Source organism: Dyella terrae, from assembly GCF_022394535.1.
Taxonomy (GTDB): Bacteria; Pseudomonadota; Gammaproteobacteria; order Xanthomonadales; family Rhodanobacteraceae; genus Dyella.
In genome coordinates this window covers 4511546-4531599 of record NZ_CP089414.1, presented here as the reverse complement: position 1 = coordinate 4531599, position 20054 = coordinate 4511546, and the positions used below count along the sequence as shown (strand labels likewise).

Below are 20054 nucleotides of genomic sequence, written 5' to 3'. Positions count from 1 at the left end.
ATGATCGATACCAACGCCCCCGCTCCCGCACCTCGCCCACGCCGCCGCTGGCTGCGCTGGACGCTGTTTTCGTTGCTCGCACTGCTGCTCGTGCTGTTTGCCTTTCTTGCGTGGTTGCTGGGCACATCGTCGGGCCTGCGCTTTGCGCTGGCGCGCGCGGAGGGCTTTACCAACGGCCAGCTCACCGTGCAATCAGCCGATGGACGCCTGGTGGGTCCGCTTGATCTCACCGGCCTGCGCTACGCGGACGGCAAAGGGTTGGACGTCAAGGTAGCCAAGGCCCATCTGGACTTGCGCGTACCTGCCCTGCTGCGCAAGCGACTGCATGTGCTCGACCTCAACGTCGATGGCGTGGACGTTGCGTTGCCGCCGAGCGAGCCCGACCAGTCGGAAAGCCAAAGCAGTTTCTCGTGGCAGCCCCCGCTCGACATGGTGCTCGACCGCGCGCACGTGGGTACGGTGAAGATCACGCAGGCGGGGCAACCCGTGTTCGCCTCCGATTCGCTCGACCTCGCTGGCAGTTGGACGAGCCGCAGCGGCATCGAATTGCGGCAACTCGCTTTGCGCGCGCCGGATGGGCATGCCGATCTCACTGGCAACATCGTCGTCGGTAGCACCTACCGCGGCGACAGCAAGGCCAACTTCGCCTGGACAGCCGGCGGCACCGAGTATGCCGGCGAGCTGGCCGCGCACGGCGATGGCAAGCACGCACACCTGGATCTTCAGCTCACGCTACCCATGCCCGCCCGCCTGCAGTTGGATATGGCCCAAGCTGGCGATTACGCGTGGAATGCAACGCTTGACGCACCGCGCTTCGATCCCAAGCCGTTCCTCGGTGATAGCTCGCTCACGGGCCTGTCCGTCGCACTCACCGGCAAGGGTGATCGCCGCAGCGGCACCGTCACCGGACAACTGGGACTCAACGACTACCAGGTGAAACTGCAGCCGCTGAGCGCGCGCTTCAGCGACGACCTCAACACGCTGACACTGGACCAGCTCGGCATCGCCTCCCCGCAGTTCCAGGGCAGCGTCAACGCGCATGGCGTGGTGCAGCTCTCGGCCAAGCCGTTGAGCGCCGACCTTACGCTCGACTGGAAGGATGTCGTGCTTCCGCAGGAGTTGGCGGGGCAACCCCTGATGAGCCATGGCACGCTCACCGCCAAGGGTTCAGCCGAGCAGTTCCATGCGGAAAGCGCGCTTGCACTGGGCCCGGAAGGAAAGCTTGCAGACGTCACTCTGGATCTCGACGGTACGCAGAAGCTCATCAACCTGCACGCCTTGACCGTCAAGCAACCGCAGGGCGACTTGCAGGCCAAGGGCACGCTGACGCTGCAGCCGGCGTTGGGCTGGCAGCTCGAAGCCGTCGCCAACAAATTCGACCCCGGACATCTGCTGGCGAAGTGGAACGGCTCACTGGATTTCGACATCGCCTCGCAAGGCACGCTACCGCAAGACCATCCGGACGTCACACTGGAGATCCGCAAGCTCGACGGCCATCTGCGCGACCGCACCGTGCACGGCGACGGCAAGCTGCATCTGCCGCCCGAGGGCGTGGTGGATGGCAAGCTGCATCTCGTTTCCGGCGGCAGTGACGCCCTTATCGATGCAAAGCCCGGCAAGGCCAACGACGTCACTATCAAGCTTGCCATCGCCTCGCTGGGCGACTGGCTGCCTGAGGCGGCAGGCAAGCTGCAGGGCACCGTCCAGGTACGCGGCACGTATCCCAAGCTTGCCGTCGACAGCAACCTGCAGGGCAACACGCTGAACTATGCCGAGCAGCATGTGGATACGCTCCACCTGCTCGCCAACGTGCCCGATATCAGCCATCCGGGCGGCAAGTTGGATCTGCAGGCAGGCGGCGTCAATGCTGGCGGGTTGGCCTTCACGCAGGTCAGCGTGCGCGGCGATGGCACGGCGGAGCGGCACAACCTCACCTTGGCCGCGCATGGCTCGCCACTCTCCACCGATCTGGCGCTGAGCGGCGGCCTCAAGGGTTCGGCATGGAACGGCTCGTTGTCCACGCTCAACATCGATCTCGCTGGCCTGCCTCGCTGGCGACTGCAACAGTCAACGCAGCTCTCGTATAACGACGGCGCACTCAACCTGTCCGAGCTGTGCCTCACTGCCGGCGAGCCGCTGCTGTGCGCCGCTGCCAAGCAGGACAAGGCCGGCAATCTCGATGCCAGCTATCGGCTGCACGGCCTGCCCATTGCGTTGATCATGAGCGCGGTGAGCACCAGCAAAGTGCCCATGCGCGTGGAGGGTTCGCTCGACGGCAACGGCAGCATTCGCCGCAATACGGCAGGTGCGCTCACCGGCAACGCGTCGATCACCTCGCCCCACGGCTCTGTCGCCTACGCCGACCGCACCGACCAGCCGCTCGTCACTTACGACAATCTGGCACTCACCGCTCAGCTCAGTCCGTCCAGCCAGCAGATCGAACTGCACGCAGGACTGACCAACACGGGTCGCGTGGACGGCAACGTCACCATTAGCGGCGCGCAGCAATCGCTCGGCGGTCACGTCGGCATCCATGTGAGCAATCTTCGCCTGCTGGAGATCTTCACCACCGAAGTGGTGAACCCCAAGGGCGCTATGAACGGCGACTTCAATCTCGCCGGCACACTGTCTGCTCCCGCCATCAGCGGCCAGGCCAACCTGACGGATTTCGCGGCAGAGATCCCCGCGATGGGGCTGAAACTGAGCCAGGGGCACGTGAGTATCGGCACCACCGATGCACAGCATTTCCGCATCGACGGCACGCTGCATTCCGGTGATGGCAACGTTGTCTTGGCGGGTACGGCGTCGCTTGGCGCGGACGCGCAGAGTGTGCTGACCGTCAAGGGCAGCAACTTCCGGGCGGTCGACATCCCTGCCGCGAAGGTCGCGATCTCTCCAGATCTCGCGGTAACCCACAACGACAAGGGTCTGGACATCACTGGTAGCGTCGCGCTCGACAACGCCGACGTGAATCTCGACAAGCTACCCGGTGCGGGAGCCACCAAGGCGTCACCCGACGTGGTGGTGGTGGACGACAAGCAGCCGCAGGAAGCCGTCAGCCAGATGCCGCTTTCCGCCACGGTGACGGTCAACTTAGGCAACAAGACCCACCTCGTAGGCATGGGACTCGACGGCCGCCTGCAAGGCCAACTGGTGGTCAGTGAACGCCCTGGTCGCGCGACCACCGGCCAGGGCCAGATCGACGTGAGTGGCACCTATAAAGCGTACGGGCAGAACCTGCAGATCGATCGCGGCCAGCTGCTGTTCGCCAGCACGCCCATCGACAACCCCGGCCTGAACATCCGCGCGATTCGCAAGCTCAACCCCAACGCCACCATCGACGATGGTCAACAGGTTGGCCTCAATATCGCGGGCACCGCGCAGCGCCCAGTGCTTACGGTGTTCTCGCAGCCACCGATGGAACAGTCCGATGCCCTCTCCTATCTGATCACTGGCAAGCCGCTGTCGCAGGTGAAGGGTGGTGAAGGCAACATGGTGGGCGCGGCGGCACAAGCGCTGGGTTCGGCTACCGGCAACCTGCTCGCCAAGAGCATCGGCTCGCGCCTGGGCCTTGACGATGTCGGCGTCAGCAGCAGCGATGCGCTCAACGGCAGCTCCGCCTTCACGATGGGCAAATACCTCTCGCCGCGTCTGTACATCAGCTATGGCGTGGGCCTGTTCGATCCAGGCCAGGTCATTACCCTGCGCTACCACTTCAACGCGCGCTGGAATTTCGAGGCGCAGAGCGCAACGGACTTCAATCGTGCGTCGCTCAACTACCGCATCGAGCGCTGAGTCCATCGGAGCAAGGGAGACACCGTCTCCCCGGAATCAGCGGCGATAGCGCACGTACAAGCGCTTGAGCAGATACAGCAAGTGACCGCCAAAGCCTTGGTCCTGAGCCTGCAAAAGCTTCGAGTTCTCTGCGTAGAGCCCTCGCAATTGTTCGTCGCGTTGTGCAATCAGCAGCTTGAGCGTCGACACGTCGGAGTCAGCTAGCGTATGGCCCGGCAGCAGGTGCTCTGGCAATTGCGCGTTGACATAGTGCGTGGTGTGGCGGCCCGCCGTTTCCACAGCAGGGCGTTCCGCGCTGTAGAAGTACAAGGCGATCGATTTACGGCTGAGGTCACGCCTGTCCTCCGGCAGGAGGATCGTGTCAAAGCCATGCCAGCTATGTTCGTTGGTCTCGAAGGTCACGCAACGATTGAACAGCGGCGCCACGCGAACCAAGGGTGCAGGGTCCGCATAGGGATCGCGGTAAAGATCAAACATGCCGCCCCAGCCCTCGTCCCATTCGTGATTGAGGTACACGATGAGATTGAGCCGGCGATGCCAGCGTTCACTGGGGTGATAGTTGAAATCGATATGCGCCTGCAGACCCTGCCCATGGCGGTTCTCATGCGTCCCGCCGCCAAGATAGAACGGGTCGTAGATCAGGTCCGGGATAGCCGTGATATTGCCGACGAAATCAAGAAACTGCCGCGTCTGGATCACCTCATCGAGGCGCCGGTAGGCGTCCCCGAGGCCACGCACGCGGTCCATCGTGGATTTTCCGCCGGGGCGACCGTCGTCGCCCACATAGTTTCCCTGTTCGAAATCGGGAAACTGGGTCAGCAGGGCTTCCACAAACGCAGGCTCGAGGAAGTCGTCGATGATCACATGACGAAACGGCTCTGCCGACGCAAAAGCATCTCGCCACTGCGCCACTTGCGCGAGCACGTGCGAATTGACGATCGAACCGGAGTTCGCCATGAGCGGCCTTCCTTGGCTGGTGTCAGGGCCCAGTGGGCCCAGGGGGAACGCAAAGAATAACCCATCGCCAGCAAGTTCTTGCAGTGCTGGAAACTCCATTCCTAGGCCAAAGGTCATGCCCTGCCGGGTGCCCATTGGGACTATCGTTGTTATTTTCCCCACCCAGGAGACCGCCCATGCGGCAACTTCGTTGGATTTTCACGGCGGCTGCCATGGCCACCACCTGCGCCGCAGCGGGCACGGCGACCCAGCCGGCCCCGGCCCACACGGCGGCGCGCAGCGCCAGCGGCATCGACTTGGCTGGCATCGACCACAGCGTGTTGCCGGGCAATGACTTCGACAACTACGCCAGCGGCAACTGGAAGAAGACGGCCGAGATTCCTGCCGACCGTTCCAGCACGGGCATCTTTCTGGAAGTGTTCCAGAAGGCCGAGAAGCGCAACGCTGACCTGATCCAGGCGGCGGGCAAGAGCAAGCCGGCAGCGGGCAGCAACGAGCGCAAGATTGCCGATTACTACGCTGCGTTTATGGACGAAGGCACTATCGAGAAGCGCGGCCTCGAACCGCTGCAGCCCGAACTGAAGGCCATCGACGCCATCAACAGCAAGGCCGACCTCGCCCGCGTGCTGGGTGATGGCCTGCGTGCCGACGTGGATCCGGTGAATGCCACCAACTTCCACACCGAGCACCTGTTTGGCCTGTTCATTTCGCACGGCCTACAAGACGCCTCGCGCAACATCCCGTACCTGTTGCAGGGCGGCCTGGGCATGCCCACGCGCGACTATTACCTGTCCGACGACAAGGCGATGGTGGAAACGCGCGGCAAGTACCAGGCATACATCACTGCCCTGCTGAAGCAGGCCGGCGTGGCCGATGCCGACGCGAAGGCCAAGACCATCCTCGATCTCGAAACCAAGATCGCCAAGGCCCAGGTCGATATCGTCGACAGCCAGGACATCCACAAGGCAAACAACCCGTGGACACTGGCCTCGTTCGCCAAGAACGCGCCGGGCCTGGACTGGGCAGCCTACTTCAAGGCAGCGGGCCTCGATCAGCAGAAGATCGTCGACGTATGGCAGGTGCCGGCCATCGAGGCACTCTCCGCGCTGACCGCCAGCGAGCCGCTGCAGGCATGGAAGGATTACCTCACCTTCCACGAACTCAACGAGAGCGCGTCGCTGCTGCCCAAGGCGTATGCCGATCTCAGCTTCGGCTTCTACGGCCAGACCCTGTCCGGTACGCCCAAGCAACGTGATCGCTGGAAGCGCGCCGTGGCCAGCACCAACGGCGCACTGGGCGACGCGGTCGGCCAGATCTACGTGAAGGAGTACTTCCCCGCCTCGTCCAAGCAGCAGGTCGAGCAGATGGTGAAGAACATACTCGCCGCGTTCGACGAGCGTGTGGACCGTCTCGATTGGATGACGCCGGCCACCCGCCAGAAGGCCAAGGCCAAGATCGCCAGCATCCGAGTGAGCGTGGGCTACCCGGAAACATGGCGTGATTACACCAAGCTCGACATCCGCGCCGATGACGCGCTGGGCAACCAGCAGCGCGCCGAAAAGTACGAGTACGACCATCAGCTCGCCAAGCTCGGCCAGCCCGTGGATCGCGGCGAATGGTGGATGACACCGCAGACGGTCAACGCAGTGAACCTGCCGCTGCAGAATGCGCTGAACTTCCCCGCTGCCATCCTCGAAGCGCCGTTCTTCGATCCGAAGGCCGACGCCGCAGCGAACTACGGTTCCATCGGTGCAGTGATCGGACACGAGATCAGCCACAGCTTCGATAACCTCGGCGCCGAGTTCGACGCGCAGGGCAATCTGGCCAACTGGTGGACGCCGGAAGACCAAGCGCACTTCAAGGCCGCCGGCGACAAGCTGGTCGCGCAGTACAACGCGTATGAGGCATTGCCGGGCCTGCATGTGAACGGCCAGCAGACGCTGGGCGAGAACATCGCCGACGTATCGGGCCTGACCGTCGCGTACATCGCCTATCACAAGTCCCTTGGCGGCAAGCCGGCTCCGGTAGTCGATGGCCTGACGGGCGACCAGCGCTTCTTCCTCGCCTTCGGCCAGAGCTGGCGCGAGAAGGTCCGCGACGCCGCCATGCGCCAGCGCGTGATCGGCAACGAGCATTCGCCTGGCCGCTTCCGCGCGCAGACCGTACGTAATCTCGACGGCTGGTACGACGCGTTCCAGCCCAAGCCGGGGGAAACGCTGTATCTCGCTCCGGCGGATCGCGTGAAGATCTGGTAACAGGTTACCGACGCGACGAAAACGAAAAGCCACGCTTCGCAAGAAGCGTGGCTTTTTTGTAACTCCGAATGCGTGATGTCCTGTGTGTGAGCGGTTCCGGTCCCGCTAGCTACGCTGGATCACACGCGTCATGAACACGCTGTACGAGTCCTCCACGTAATCCCCGAACGGCCCGCAATACGTGAAGCCAAACCGCGCATACAACTGCCTCGCCGGCTCAAAGGCAGCAGGCGAGCCGGTTTCCAGACTCAGGCGTTGATAGCCGCGCTGCGCGGCTTCATCGAGGATGTGCTGCAACATCACCGCAGCCACACCCTTGCGGCGATGCCGGTACGACGTTCGCATGGATTTGATCTCGCCATGCGTGGGATCGAGTTCACGGATGGCGCCGCAGCCCATCAGGCCGCCGTTCTGCCAAACTGTCCAGAAGGTAATTTCCGGTCGACGGAGCCTATCCAGATCGAGCGCGTGAATGCTTTCCGGTGGCGAGTATTCGGCCATCTCATCGAGATGTTCTTGCAACAGGGCCGCCACTTCACGGCTCGTCAGGTCATCTCGTCGGATCTCAAGCACGTGGTCAGCTCCGCGCAGTTTGTGCAGGTCATTTCATATTTCATCGGTTCAAGCGCGTGGTGCACGGCCACGCACGTGCAACCCACTCAGCTCACACCGAGCCCTTCGATGCCAACGATCTCATGCGCATCAAAACCCGCCATCTCAGCGAATTGGCGACCGCGATCGGCATAGTCGTGGAACTGGTCGAAGCTGGGAGCACCGGGTGACAACAAGATGGTTCCCCCGGCAGGCGTCAATGCCCGTGCGCGTGCAACGGCCGCTGCAAGATCGCTTACCTCTTCCACTGCCACAGCGGCCTCACGCAACGCTCGCGCGATGCGCGGACCATTGGCGCCTTGCGCCAGGAGTGCATGCGGCGCTTGCCCCTTCATCGCCGTAACGAACTCGCTCCAGTCCAGCCCACGATCATGCCCGCCCACGATGAGGGTCACGACCTGTCCCTTCAGGCTATCTCAGTGCAGCCAGTGCAGCCTGGGGCATGGTGCTGATGGAGTCGTTGATCCAGTGGAAACCATCGTGTTCACCCAGCGGTTGCAATCGATGCGGCAACGGGCGGAAGGTCGCAAGCGACGGTGCGGCTTGCAGTGCATCGAAGCCCATGGTTTCCAGCGTCGCAAGCGCCGCACAGGCATTGAGCGCGTTGTGCTCGCCCGGTGCGCGCAGCTTGGCCACATCGAACACCCGCTGCGTGCCACGACAAATGAAACCGTCCGCAACATGCCAGCCCTCTGGATTGCCGAACACGACGCGATGGGGATGACCCGATGTGCGCTCGAGCAGCGCCGGTTGCGTGGTATTGACCAACAACTGCTTCGATACGTCGCTGAGCTTGAGCTTGTCTTCGATGTAGCGCTCACGCGTACCGTGCCAGTCGAGGTGTTCTTCGTAGAGGCTGGTGATGACACCGAGCTCCACCGGACCGGCCTCGCCTGTCTGAAAACTCGACAGCTCGATAGCCCAGAGATCGGCGGACTCATCGACCAATTCCAGCAGTGGCATGCCGATATTGCCTGCCAGCGCGGTACGCACGCCTAGGCTGCGCGCGAGATGCGCAAGCAGGGCCGTCGTCGTGCTCTTGCCCTTGGTGCCCGTCACGGCGACGACGCGCGCGTCCGGTTTCTCCGCAAACCATAGAGCGGTTCCCGACGTCACGCGGATGCCAGCCTCGCGCGCAGCCAGCAGTGCGGGCTTGTACGCTGAAATGCCGGGGGGACTTCACTACCACATCGAACACGGCAAGTGCCGCCGCGTCGGGCTCTTCACCGCGCACCGTCAGCGTCGCATCGAACGCCTTCGCGGCAGCGACCTCCGCATCACTGCAGAACAACGTCAGCGGCAACGCGGGGAGACGTGAGCGAATGGCGGCGATAGCCGCCTTGCCCTCGCGCCCGAATCCCCAGATCGCCACTCGCTTGCCGGCGAGATCGGCGATACGCAACGGCGACGAATGGGTCACGCGAAGAACGCCAGCGCCGGCTGCAGACGCTTGGGAATGCGTTGTTCAGTGGATGGCTCCAGCCACGGCTCCAGCGCCAACTCGCTCACGTCGAGCTGCGGAAGGATGTCACGGATAAAACGTGCCACCAGCGTATCTTCCTGCCATTCCGAACGCTGGCTCAGTGCATACATCGCCGCACGCGCTTCGGCGCCCTCGCCCACGCACTCGAACGGCTTGTGGTTCTGATACTCGAGCAACGCATCGAAACCGGGCGCGAGGTTCTCGTCGTCCAGCAGATTGCGGCCGAAGATCGACAGCAGGCGCGGCTTGGCAAGGAATGGCGCCAGCGCCAGGAACACGAAGTGGCACTTCGGGCACTGACCGCACCAGCGATCCGCCGGCTTGGGGCCAAGAATCTTGAAGTTGCGGTTGCAGCTGGAGAACACGTCGAAATACGGCGTCAGCTTCGAGAACGCGCGGGTCACGGCCAGTTCGGAGAACGGCCGCAGCAGGGAGCAGTAATCGAGATCAGCCGCGACGTGCTGATGCAGCCAGTCACTGAGCAACTGCTCGAAGGTGTAGCCCTTGCTCCACTGGTGGTTCACCTGCTGGCCTTCATATTCCAACGTGGCGGCGGAAGCGGAACTCTCGTTGGCGAAAGCAATGCTGTCGAAACCGTAGAGGATCGCCGCCACCGCGAGGATGGCGGAATTGACCGCCGTCACCGGGATATGGCCGTTCCACGCGCCAAGGCGATTGAGCTCGAACAGGCCGGGCGCCAGTTCGCGCTGGATGTTGAGCATGGGCAGACCGGTGCGCTCGGCACAGGCGGCGATCAGCGGCGAATTGCCGACCCATACGGCCGTCGCGTCACCGCTGATGGACTTGATCGCTTCCACCGCGACCAGCGAATCCTTGCCGCCGCCGATGGGTACAAGCGTGCGATGCGGTAGGCCCAGTGCCTTGGCCTCGGGCAGCACTGCACCGCCGCGCGGGAAGTTGATCCGACCACGCAGATCCAGCCCATTGCGATAGGCAAACTCGGCGAGGCCATGCAGATACAGCGCATCGAGCAGGTCAGCCGTGGCGTCGTCCAGAGGGCCGGCGGCCACGTCGATACGCGGCGGCACACCGGCCTTGTAGTAGCTCACACCCGCGATGAGATGCAGCATCTTCAACGCTTGGTCGAACGCAGCCTGATGGCTGACCGGCAGCGCAGGTGCGTTCGGAAAACGCACGCGCTCGACCAGCTCCTCGCCGTGGTCGAATGCGTAGACCAGCTCAGCCACGCCATCGGCGTAGCTGCACCGCACGAAGCGGAATACCTGAGTCAGGCGGGGGTTGATGTTGGTGGTCACGCTCAAGTCTCCGTCGACGCTACTCCCCCTGGAGGGGATCAGGGTGCAGGGTCAGGGTCGGCCAAAGCCTCCCGAACGACCTCGAGCATCCCATCGAGATTCTTCTAGTACGCCATTGTTCCAGAAACGCCGCGTCTGTAGCCCACCGATTCAGGCTCAAGGACGCCGCGCTCACTATGAATCATCTAATCGCCATACTTTCGGCGTACCGGCTCCATCAAAGAAGCCGTAAACAGGCAATGAACCTCGCCGTCTAATACTCGTCATTCCGGCGCAGGCCGGAATCCAGCGCCGTAGTGCCAGTACGAGCGACAAGGATCACGCCTTGTCGTTACTGAATTCCGGCCAATGCCGGAATGACGATCAAAAACTCCCTCGCCCGCAACGGCAAGGGAGCACGAGGCTTACTCCAGGATGATCTCTTCCGCCTCATCCCGCAGGTTGTACGGCGAGGACATTACCTTGCCGTACGCGCCCGCCTGAGCCACAAGTACGACGTCGCCTTCCTGCGGCTCCGGCAGGCGGCGGTCGGTACCCAACACGTCGCCGCTTTCGCAAATCGGGCCAACCACCTGGAACAGCGAGGTGGCGGGCTCGTCCAAACGCGTGAGGTTCACAATCTCGTGCCAGGCCTCGTACAGCGCGGGGCGGATCAGGCTGTTCATGCCGGTATCCACGCCAAGGTAGCGGATCTGGCCGTTACCTTTGCCCTTAGTCTGGGTGACCTTGGTGATCAGCACGCCGGCATCGGCCACGAGGTAGCGACCGGGCTCCATCCACAGTTTGTAGTGCGGATAGGCCGCCTTGACGTCGCGCAACACTTTGTCGAGTGCTCCGATATCGAGCCGCGCCTCGCCCGGATGCGACGGCACGCCAAGGCCACCGCCGATATCCAGGAAAGTGACGCTACCGATGCGTTCGGCCAGGCTGGCCAGTTGACCGTAGACCTCGCCCCAATGCGCGTCATCGAGGATGCCGGAGCCAAGGTGCGCATGCAGGCCGCGCACGGTAACACCGTGTGTATCGGCAAGGCGCAGGAACGCGTCCAGCTGTTCCACCGGCAGGCCAAACTTGCTGCCACTGCCGCCTGTGCGCACCTTCTCGTGATGGCCCAGGCCGCGACCGAGGTCGAGACGAAGCACCACTTCCCTGCCGCGGAAAAGCTCGCCCCACTGTTCCAACTGATAGAGCGAATCCAGTGACAGCGTGGCGCGCGTGGTGAGTGCCCACGCGTAATCTTCCTTCGGTGCAAAGTTGGGCGTGAACAACAGTGGTGCCGACTCGGGCACTACGGCCATGACGGCTTTCAGTTCGCCCGGCGACACGCACTCAAAGCCAAAGCCCTCTTCGGCCAGCGCCTTGAGAATGGCCGGATGCGTATTGGCCTTCACCGCGTAGTGCAGACGATCCACCGCGGCCAGCGTTTTCAGCTCACGTGCCTGTTGGCGCACCGTGGGCAGGTGGTAGACGTAGCGCGGCGTGGCGCCCGCACCGATCTTCAGCAAATCGGCACGACGCTCCTCGCGCCACCACGACGCAGCCGGCGGCAATATCTCGCCGGTACCATACAGCGCCTGCCAACTTGGACCGAACAGGGCGCTGTCGTCAGTACGCAATGCGCCCGCCGTGATCAGCAGCTCATGCAGATGCGGCAACAGTTCGTCGACCACATTCTCATCCACCACGAAGGTGAGATTGAGGTTGTTGGACGACTGCGAAATCATGTGCACGCGCAACTGGCCGAATTCAGCCAGCACAGCGGACAGCGTATGCAGCATCGAACGCATGCCGCGACCGACCAGCGTTATCGCCGCGCACGGCGCGATCACTTTCACCCGACACACCTTGGCCAGGTCGCTGGCCAACGCGGCGAGCGCATCGGAGTCGAGCAGGTTTTCGGTGGGGTCCAGCGACACCGTCACGTTGGTCTCGGCGGAGCCGATCATGTCCACTGACAGGCCGTGCTGCTTGAACTGCGCAAACACGTCAGCGAGGAAACCGACCTGCTGCCACATGCCCACCGATTCCATCGACACCAGCGTGATGCCCTTGCGCGCACTGATCGCCTTGACGCTGGGCGCATGCTCACGGACTTCCGGGCCGATCAGCGTGCCTTCCAGCTCAGGCCGGTTGGTGTCCTTGATCAACAAAGGGACACGCGGCTCGCGCAGTGGCGAAAGGCAACGCGGATGCAGCACCTTGGCGCCAGTGGAGGCGATTTCCTGGGCCTCTTCGTAATCCAGTCGCTGTAGCAGGCGGGCGCTGGGCACCTGGCGGGGGTTGGCGGTGAACATGCCCGCCACGTCGGTCCAGATTTCCACGCGCTGCGCCTTCAGCAACGCGCCGAAGTACGAGGCCGAGGTATCCGAACCGCCGCGGCCGAGCAGCACCGTGCGCCCCTGCGATTCACGCGCGATGAAGCCCTGGGTGATGAAGACATCGCCCAGCGCGGCGAGGCGCGCGTTCAATGCCGGATCCGGTTTGGCCTCGACCATGGCGGAGAGCAGCTTGGTGCGCTCGTTCTGGTTGGGCAGCGCAATCGCCGAGAGGCAATCCCGCGCGTCCACCCACTGCGTGCTCAAGCCGCTGTGGGAAAGGAACGCCGCGCCGAGCGCGCTGGACATCAGCTCACCGTGCGCCTGCACCAGCGCCGACCAGGCCAGTTCGCCGAGCAGCGAGGGGCCTTCATCGGCCAGCTTTGCCAGCTCGGAAAGCCGAGCGCCGAGGGTATCCGGAACCACCAGCTGCATGTGATCGAGCAGGTCGTAATGACGCTGTGCGATCGCCTTGGCAGCCTCGATGCGTTTGCCCTTGTCTTCCTGCGCGCACATTTGTTTGAGTGCGTCGGTGATGCCGGTGAGCGCGGACACGACCACCAGCACGCGGGCGCCTTCGGCGCGGCGGCTGGCAACGAGCTCACGGATGTTCTGCCAGCGTGGCAGGGTAGCGACACTGGTGCCGCCAAACTTCATCACGATCCAGGATGCGTCAGCAGAAAGCGACGCGGGGCTTTGCGGGTTCACGAGTACCTACGTTGGTGGTTGGGGAAAACAATCTGGCCAGTGTTGCGCCGCAGCAGGTGGAATGCAACCGCTGGGCCGCGATGGGCGTTTGGATGGCTAAATGCGGGAGCGTATGGGATAGCACGAATAGCTCCCTCTCCCCGGAGGGGAGAAGGAGAAGTGTGGTTCTTACGCGACAACCACAGGGATTTTGCCAATACGCGCCTGCCATTCCTTCGGGCCCGTCTGGTGCACGGAGGTGCCAGCCGAATCGACCGCCACGGTCACCGGCATGTCCTGCACTTCGAACTCATAGATGGCTTCCATGCCCAGGTCGGCAAAGCCCACGACACGCGAGGCCTTGATCGCCTTGGACACAAGATAGGCGGCGCCACCCACGGCCATCAAATACACCGACTGGTGCTTCTTGATCGCCTCGATGGCGGTCGGGCCGCGCTCGGCCTTGCCGACCATGCCCAGCAGGCCGGTCTGCGCCAGCACCTGCTCGGTGAACTTGTCCATGCGGGTGGCCGTGGTCGGGCCGGCCGGACCCACGACTTCGTCGCGCACGGGATCAACCGGGCCGACGTAGTAGATGAAGCGGTTCTTGAAGTCGACCGGCAGCGGCTCGCCCTTGTTGAGCATGTCGACCATACGCTTATGCGCGGCGTCGCGGCCGGTGAGCAGCTTGCCATTGAGCAGCAGCACCTCGCCCGGCTTCCAGCTTGCGACGTCCTCGCGGGTGACGGTGTCGAGGTTCACGCGACGCCCCTTGCTGGAGTCATACGTGAGCTTCGGCCAATGCTCCAGCGACGGCGGATCGAGCGCGACCGGGCCCGAACCATCCAGCGTGAAGTGCGCATGGCGGGTGGCCGCGCAGTTGGGGATCATCGCCACCGGCAGGTTGGCCGCGTGGGTCGGGTAATCCTTGATCTTGATGTCGAGCACGGTGGTGAGCCCACCCAGGCCTTGCGCGCCGATGCCCAGCGCGTTGACCTTCTCGTACAGCTCGATGCGCAACTCTTCCGCGCGGTTCTGCGGGCCACGAGCGATGAGCTCCTGGATGTCGATGTGCTCCATCAACGATTCCTTGGCCAGCAGCATCGCCTTTTCGGCGGTGCCGCCGATGCCAATACCCAGCATGCCCGGCGGGCACCAGCCCGCGCCCATGGTCGGCACGGTCTTGAGCACCCAGTCCACGATGGAGTCGGACGGGTTGAGCATGGCGAACTTGGACTTGGCCTCCGAACCGCCGCCCTTGGCGGCGACGATCACCTCGACGGTGTCGCCCGGCACGATGGAGACGTTGATGACGGCCGGCGTGTTGTCCTTGGTATTGGTCCGCTTGCCAGCCGGATCGGCCAGCACACTGGCGCGCAGCTTGTTGTCCGGGTCGTTGTAGGCGCGGCGCACGCCCTCGTTGACCATATCGTCCAACGACATGGTGGCGTCCCAGCGGACGTTCATGCCGACCTTGAGGAAGACGGTGACGATGCCGGTGTCCTGGCAGAGCGGACGGTGGCCTTCGGCGGCCATGCGCGAGTTGATCAGGATCTGCGCCATCGCGTCCTTGGCCGCCGGCGACTCCTCGCGCTCGTAGGCGGCGGCGAGGTTGGTGATGTAGTCGACGGGGTGGTAGTAGCTGATGTACTGCAGGGCGTCCGCTACGGACTGAATCAGGTCGTCTTGCTTGATGGTGGTCATGGCGATGGCTTCGACTCCGGGGGATCGGGGCGTCGAAAACAGGGCTGTCCACGACGCACAACCCTTTCATTGTGCCGCAAATGGCTCTCCGGCCCAAAAGACGGCCGCTCACGCGGCCGCCCGAGGTTAGAAGCGAAACTCAGCAGTAGCCGAGTACGTATTAACGTGCGCGTCCGAGTACCTGCCGCCCAGGTCGTAATAGTCGTAGCCCACTCCCAGGCTCCAGGACTTGGAGAAGTTGTAGCCAGCGCCCACACCCACATACCCGCGGGTGTCTGTCTGGGAGTAGCGCGCCCCGCTGAAACCTGTGGAGTCGACCGTACCGGTGGTCTTGGCCCGGAACCAACCACCGCGCGCTGACAGGTACCAGGACGATCCAAAGTTGTACTTGAGGTTGCCACCGAGCAACCAGCCTTTGGTGGACAACGACTGGCGATAGTTGACCTGTGACGGCGAGCCGCTGACATCCAGGTAGCTATAACTCCCGTGCGCCGTCACTTCGCCCAGATTGGCGTACCCCGTCTCTACCCCGTAATCGAGTGCACCGGCGTGCCAGAGGTAGCCAAAGCGCAACGCACCCTGGGTGTCCGTGTTGTCCCGATGACCACCACTCCACCCGGAAACGCTGTAGTTGGATTGACCGGCACTTCCGTTGACGAAGAATTGCCCGTCCTGCGCTTCTGCCAAAACCGGGACAACAGTGAAGACCACGGCAGCCGCGGCTAACTTGATGCTTTTCATGAACGACTCTTCCTTGTGCAATGGGTTGGGCGCGCCTGTGGCGCACAACGGCGCAGATTGTTGCGTCTCAGCCCCGTCGATTCGAAGGACTTCACGATATCGGGCTAGTTCCTGACAGACCAGGGCTTGACGTTAGCTGCGATTCAGACGCGCAGACGCCCCTTCGGCTTCAAACGGGCGTTCTTTCCGGCTAAGACAGGCATATAGGCCAAAAGGTGTAGGCGTATTTTTTTGCGGCCCACATTGAGCTGCCGTGCGGCTTTCGCCAATTCCTACGAATCGCTGGACACTTCACGGAATGACGTCGACGGCGCTAAGTTCGAAACGCCAGTGCGGATGTATTTCCAGGGGGCGCACTGGGTTTTGGGGAGTCCAATGTCGTCCTTCTATGGCCATGCCGAAAAGCGTGCCGACGCACAGGGCCGTCGTCACAGCGCCGCGGTCAGGGCCCTTTCCACCCTGGAGAAAACACAATGCTCTCGACGTTGCAACGCAAGTCGCTCGCAGCCTCTCTCGGCTTACTGTTCTTCGGCGGCGCCACCTCAGTGGCGATGGCCGCGGGCAATTCGTCATCAGCAGACCTTGGACCCAGCAACACGAACGAGACGGTCAACGTCACGCTTGTGCTGGGACTTCGCAATCAGGACGCGTTAGAGAATTTCGTCTACAGCACGGTCACCCAGGGTAATCCCTCCTTCCGCCGCTTCCTCACCACGGCGCAGTTCGCGGACCGCTTCGGCGCGTCGGCCGACGACATCGCCAAGGTGCAGGCATTCGCCAAGCAGCAAGGTTTGCAGCAGGTGGAACTGCTGCCCAACCATTTGGCCATCAAGGTGAGCGGCACGGTTGGCCAGTTCAATAAGGCCTTCCAGACGTCTATTCACGATTATCGCAATGCCGATGGCACCACGTTCCATCGACCGAACGCCACGCCAACGCTGCCCTCGTCCCTGTCGAGCACGCTGATCGTCGCTTCCGGCCTCAGCACTGAGGCGCGTTATCACTCGCGTCGTGTGTCGGCGTTCAAGCCGTCGGCTCCCGCTTCCGCCTCCACCATGAGCCCCATGGCCAGGACGGCCGCGGCCACCGCGCCAGCGACAACACCCTGCACCGGCAACCCGACGGCGACCTGCACACCCGGCTCGTTTACCGTGGGTGATGTGGCCAACCGCTACAACATCAACCCGCTCTACAAAGCGGGCGTGAACGGCAAGGGCTCCACCATCGGTATCGCCACGCTGGCGGATTTCGTGCCGGCCGACGCATATACGTACTGGAGCACCATCGGGCTCCCGGTCAAACCTAACCGCATCACCCAGGTACACGTGGACGGTGGCGGCGTGCTCGGCTCCGCCGCGGGCTCGGGCGAAACCTCGCTGGACGTGGAGCAGTCAGGTGGCTTGGCGCCGTGGGCGGACATCATCGTCTATGACGCGCCAAACACCGACTCCGGCTTCTTCGACGTGTTCAACCAAGCCGTGTCCGACAACAAGGTCGACAGCCTGTCGGTGAGCTGGGGTGAGCCGGAGATCTTCTACTTCCCGCAGTTGAATGGCGGCGTGGATTACACCGACGAGCTGCGCGCCTTCCATCAGGTGTTCCTGGAAGCGGCCGCACAGGGCATCTCGATGTTCGCGACGGCAGGCGATTCCGGCGCTTACGACACCGTGCGCGCCCTGGGTGGCTTGCCGACCGACGCCGTACCGCCGCCGCTGACGGCGGACGCACCAGGCTCCGATCCGCTCATCACCACGGCCGGCGGCACCACCGTACCCTTCACCTATAGCTTCAGCGGCGGCCCCAAGGCCACGCTCGACAAGGAGCGCATCTGGGGCTGGGATTACATCGTCAGCTACTTCAAGACCAACTTCGGCGCGGATATCACCAGCGAAGTGTTCTCGACGGGCGGCGGTGGTGGCGTGAGCGTGTTCTGGTCACGGCCGCGCTACCAGGCGTTTACCTCAGGCATCCGCAAGAGCGAGAAGCAGCAGACCCTGTACCAGCCGGCCAACGGCTTCAACTACACGCTGCCGGCGAACTTCAAAGGTCGCAACGTACCGGACATCTCGCTCAATGCCGATCCGGAGACGGGCTACAGCTTCGTGTCGTCGACGGATGGCAGCGGCCTGCTGACCGGCGAAGGTGGCACCAGCTTCGTGGCGCCTCAGCTCAACGGCATCAGCGCCCTGCTGAAGCAGGCAACGTATGGTCGCGTCGGTCTGTGGAATCCGCAAATCTACGCATTCCAGAACATCTTCAGCTACGGACCGTTCTCGCCCTTCAATGACATCAAGGCGGGCGACAACTGGTTCTACCAGGGCGTACCTGGGTACGAGCCTGGCGCGGGCATCGGCACGCTCAACGTGACCAACCTGGCGCTATTCCTTACTGTGTTCTGAGCCACCAAGGCGCGCCGACGCCAACCGCGTCGGCGCGCCTTGCTTAAGCGCTTTAGCCGTCCGAATGCTGCTATGACGTGCTTCACGTTTCCAGCACGCCTCAGATCTTATATCTGCCAAGGGGTCGGCATTTAGCCGTTCGATAGCTAAAGAAAATACGATCGCAAAGGGGTGACATGGCGCACCGATTGATCGGCATAAGCCTGATCAGCGAAGCGGTCTTGCTCCGGGCGAGCACAGCTGCGGTCATGGTGCAAACGCTGTCTTTCGCCGTACGCATGACGGCCGTCGCCGCATGTGTCATCACCAACATTTTTTACTCGCAATGCTTCGCAAACAGGCGATGCATCAGCTCCCAGCACTCGCCGTCAGCCGGAAAGCATCGCTCGATTGCGCCGTCTTTCGGCATTGATGCTGCCTCCGCCACGCCAGCGTGCGTAAACGGCGATACCCAACCCTTCAGAAGCGGCCTTGCGACGGAGACGACCACCATCGTCTTCTGAGTGTCTACCAACGCGCTATTTCGTTGTCTGCCAAGGAGCCACCACCATGTCCAGCATTCGTACGATCATCACCGCCACTATCATCTCGCTGGCAGCCACGCTAACGCCGCCTGCGCACGGTGCCACCAAGACGGCGACGTTCAAAGTCATGGCCACCGTCATCAGCGATTGCTCCATTATCAGCGTGCCCGATATCAATTTTGGCAGCGTCGGTGTTATGACGGCCAACCTCGACATCACCGGCTCGATTACCGTCAGCTGCACACCCGGCACGAGCTATACGCTGTCGCTGGATGCCGGATCGGCAGTGGGGTCAACGGTGAGCAATCGCCTGATGGCCCAGGGCGCCAACACTTTGCAGTACCAGCTGTATAGCGACAGCGGGCGCACCCAATGGGGGATGACACCAGGCACCGACACGCAGGGTGGCACAGGCACGGGCAGCAACACCCTGTACACCATCTACGCGCGCCTGCCGCCGCAGTCGACGCCACCGGTCGGCCTGTACTCAAGCACGGTGACGGCATCCATCACCTACTGATGCGCGTGGCACAGCGCAGTTCCCCGACCACGTTCTCATGGAGAAGCCCATGAAAGCCCTTACGCTTGCTTTCGGTGTAATCAGTGCCTTCGCCTGCACGACAACGGCGACCATGGCCGCCGAAACGGTAACGCTTCACGTCAAGCCCACCACGATCATTCTTGCGCCCGGCCAGAACGCCGCAGTCATCACCATCAGCAACGAAGGTGGTGTGAAGGTGAATGCGCAGGTCCGCGTGTTCGCTTGGGACCAGGCACAGAATCACGATGAACTCACTGAGACGAGCACCTTGGTAGCCAGCCCGCCCATGGCTGCGTTGGCACCGGGGCAGAACCAGTCCATTCGCGTGGTACGTGTGGACAAGTCGCCTGTGACACGCGAGGAAACCTACCGGGTGGTGGTCGATGAAATCCCCGACAAAACCTCGACGCAACAAGTAGGCGTGCAGGTAAAGATGCGCTACTCGCTCCCTGTTTTCGTCCAGCCTGCAAACCAGACCGGCGCGATTCAAATGCATATCGCCGCGCAAGTGCAGGGCAGCAACCTGGTACTGACGGCGCAGAACACCGGCCAGGCCCATGCACAGGCAACCAACGTTACGCTGGGCTACGAGGGCGGACGCAGCAGTCCTCTCACCAACGGCCTGCTTGGCTACGTACTCCCCGGCAAGAGTATGCAGTGGACCATTCCCTTGCCGCCAAGCGCAGGGACTGCCGCGAAACCGAGCCGTGTCACGGCCAGTTTCAATGGGCAGCCGTTCGACGTCACCCTCTAGCCACCGCGTA

12 protein-coding genes and 1 pseudogene are annotated in these 20054 nt (G+C 62.9%); 6 read left to right on the top strand and 7 right to left on the bottom strand.

The features are described 5' to 3' along the window. Positions 1 to 3795, top strand: a complete 3795-nt coding sequence (locus tag DYST_RS19875; protein WP_239947790.1) for a translocation/assembly module TamB domain-containing protein — start codon at positions 1 to 3, stop codon at positions 3793 to 3795. Between the two features lie 36 nt (positions 3796 to 3831). On the opposite strand, the gene DYST_RS19870 is transcribed toward DYST_RS19875, so the two are convergent. Beyond that, entirely contained in the window at positions 3832 to 4752 is a 921-nt protein-coding gene (locus tag DYST_RS19870; RefSeq protein WP_239947788.1) for a 2OG-Fe(II) oxygenase, read from the bottom strand. Between the two features lie 176 nt (positions 4753 to 4928). Here DYST_RS19870 and DYST_RS19865 point away from each other — a divergent pair, with 176 nt between their 5' ends. Continuing rightward, positions 4929 to 7007, top strand: coding sequence for a M13 family metallopeptidase (locus DYST_RS19865; RefSeq protein WP_239947786.1), 2079 nt, complete (start codon positions 4929 to 4931; stop codon positions 7005 to 7007). Positions 7008 to 7112: 105 nt separating this feature from the next. Here the strand turns inward: DYST_RS19865 and DYST_RS19860 are convergent, their stop codons facing one another. From DYST_RS19860 to DYST_RS19835, 6 genes and pseudogenes are all read right to left on the bottom strand, one after another. Beyond that, positions 7113 to 7580 (bottom strand): GNAT family N-acetyltransferase, encoded by a 468-nt coding sequence (locus tag DYST_RS19860; protein WP_239947785.1) that lies wholly within the window; start codon positions 7578 to 7580, stop codon positions 7113 to 7115. Positions 7581 to 7666: 86 nt separating this feature from the next. After that, positions 7667 to 9021: pseudogene (gene murD, locus DYST_RS19855) on the bottom strand (UDP-N-acetylmuramoyl-L-alanine--D-glutamate ligase). A 14-nt stretch (positions 9022 to 9035) separates the two neighbouring features. Further along, positions 9036 to 10379 carry a UDP-N-acetyl-alpha-D-muramoyl-L-alanyl-L-glutamate epimerase gene (gene murL, locus DYST_RS19850; RefSeq protein WP_239947783.1) on the bottom strand — a complete coding sequence of 448 codons (1344 nt, stop codon included), beginning with the start codon at positions 10377 to 10379 and terminating at the stop codon, positions 9036 to 9038. A gap of 404 nt (positions 10380 to 10783) precedes the next feature. After that, on the bottom strand, positions 10784 to 13402 hold the full coding sequence (locus tag DYST_RS19845; protein ID WP_275666878.1) for a bifunctional aspartate kinase/diaminopimelate decarboxylase: 2619 nt from the start codon (positions 13400 to 13402) through the stop codon (positions 10784 to 10786). Between the two features lie 168 nt (positions 13403 to 13570). Next, on the bottom strand, positions 13571 to 15085 hold the full coding sequence (locus tag DYST_RS19840) for a fumarate hydratase (protein ID WP_239947781.1): 1515 nt from the start codon (positions 15083 to 15085) through the stop codon (positions 13571 to 13573). A gap of 126 nt (positions 15086 to 15211) precedes the next feature. Next, positions 15212 to 15826, bottom strand: coding sequence for an outer membrane protein (locus DYST_RS19835; protein WP_239947779.1), 615 nt, complete (start codon positions 15824 to 15826; stop codon positions 15212 to 15214). A 473-nt stretch (positions 15827 to 16299) separates the two neighbouring features. On the opposite strand from DYST_RS19835, the gene DYST_RS19830 reads away from it, so the two are divergent. The 4 genes from DYST_RS19830 to DYST_RS19815 all read left to right on the top strand — a co-directional run bounded on the left by DYST_RS19830 (position 16300) and on the right by DYST_RS19815 (position 20044). Next, the gene (locus tag DYST_RS19830; protein WP_239947778.1) at positions 16300 to 18225 is read left to right on the top strand and encodes a S53 family peptidase; all 1926 of its coding nucleotides are present in this window, start codon (positions 16300 to 16302) and stop codon (positions 18223 to 18225) included. Between the two features lie 176 nt (positions 18226 to 18401). Then, entirely contained in the window at positions 18402 to 18728 is a 327-nt protein-coding gene (locus tag DYST_RS19825) for a hypothetical protein (protein WP_239947776.1), read from the top strand. 46 nt (positions 18729 to 18774) lie between these two features. After that, positions 18775 to 19269: a Csu type fimbrial protein gene (locus DYST_RS19820; RefSeq protein WP_239947774.1), complete on the top strand. Its 495-nt coding sequence runs from the start codon at positions 18775 to 18777 to the stop codon at positions 19267 to 19269. Between the two features lie 49 nt (positions 19270 to 19318). Continuing rightward, entirely contained in the window at positions 19319 to 20044 is a 726-nt protein-coding gene (locus tag DYST_RS19815; protein WP_239947772.1) for a fimbrial biogenesis chaperone, read from the top strand. The last annotated feature ends 10 nt before the right edge of the window (positions 20045 to 20054 follow it).

Bases quoted from the DNA above. Each gene is read 5' to 3' on its own strand.
- DYST_RS19825 (WP_239947776.1), top strand. From the start codon at position 18,402: ATGGCGCACCGATTGATCGGCATAAGCCTGATCAGCGAAGCGGTCTTG.
- DYST_RS19820 (WP_239947774.1), top strand. From the start codon at position 18,775: ATGTCCAGCATTCGTACGATCATCACCGCCACTATCATCTCGCTGGCA.
- DYST_RS19865 (WP_239947786.1), top strand. From the start codon at position 4,929: ATGCGGCAACTTCGTTGGATTTTCACGGCGGCTGCCATGGCCACCACC.
- DYST_RS19875 (WP_239947790.1), top strand. From the start codon at position 1: ATGATCGATACCAACGCCCCCGCTCCCGCACCTCGCCCACGCCGCCGC.
- DYST_RS19815 (WP_239947772.1), top strand. From the start codon at position 19,319: ATGAAAGCCCTTACGCTTGCTTTCGGTGTAATCAGTGCCTTCGCCTGC.
- DYST_RS19870 (WP_239947788.1), bottom strand. From the start codon at position 4,752: ATGGCGAACTCCGGTTCGATCGTCAATTCGCACGTGCTCGCGCAAGTG.
- DYST_RS19835 (WP_239947779.1), bottom strand. From the start codon at position 15,826: ATGAAAAGCATCAAGTTAGCCGCGGCTGCCGTGGTCTTCACTGTTGTC.
- DYST_RS19840 (WP_239947781.1), bottom strand. From the start codon at position 15,085: ATGACCACCATCAAGCAAGACGACCTGATTCAGTCCGTAGCGGACGCC.
- DYST_RS19830 (WP_239947778.1), top strand. From the start codon at position 16,300: ATGCTCTCGACGTTGCAACGCAAGTCGCTCGCAGCCTCTCTCGGCTTA.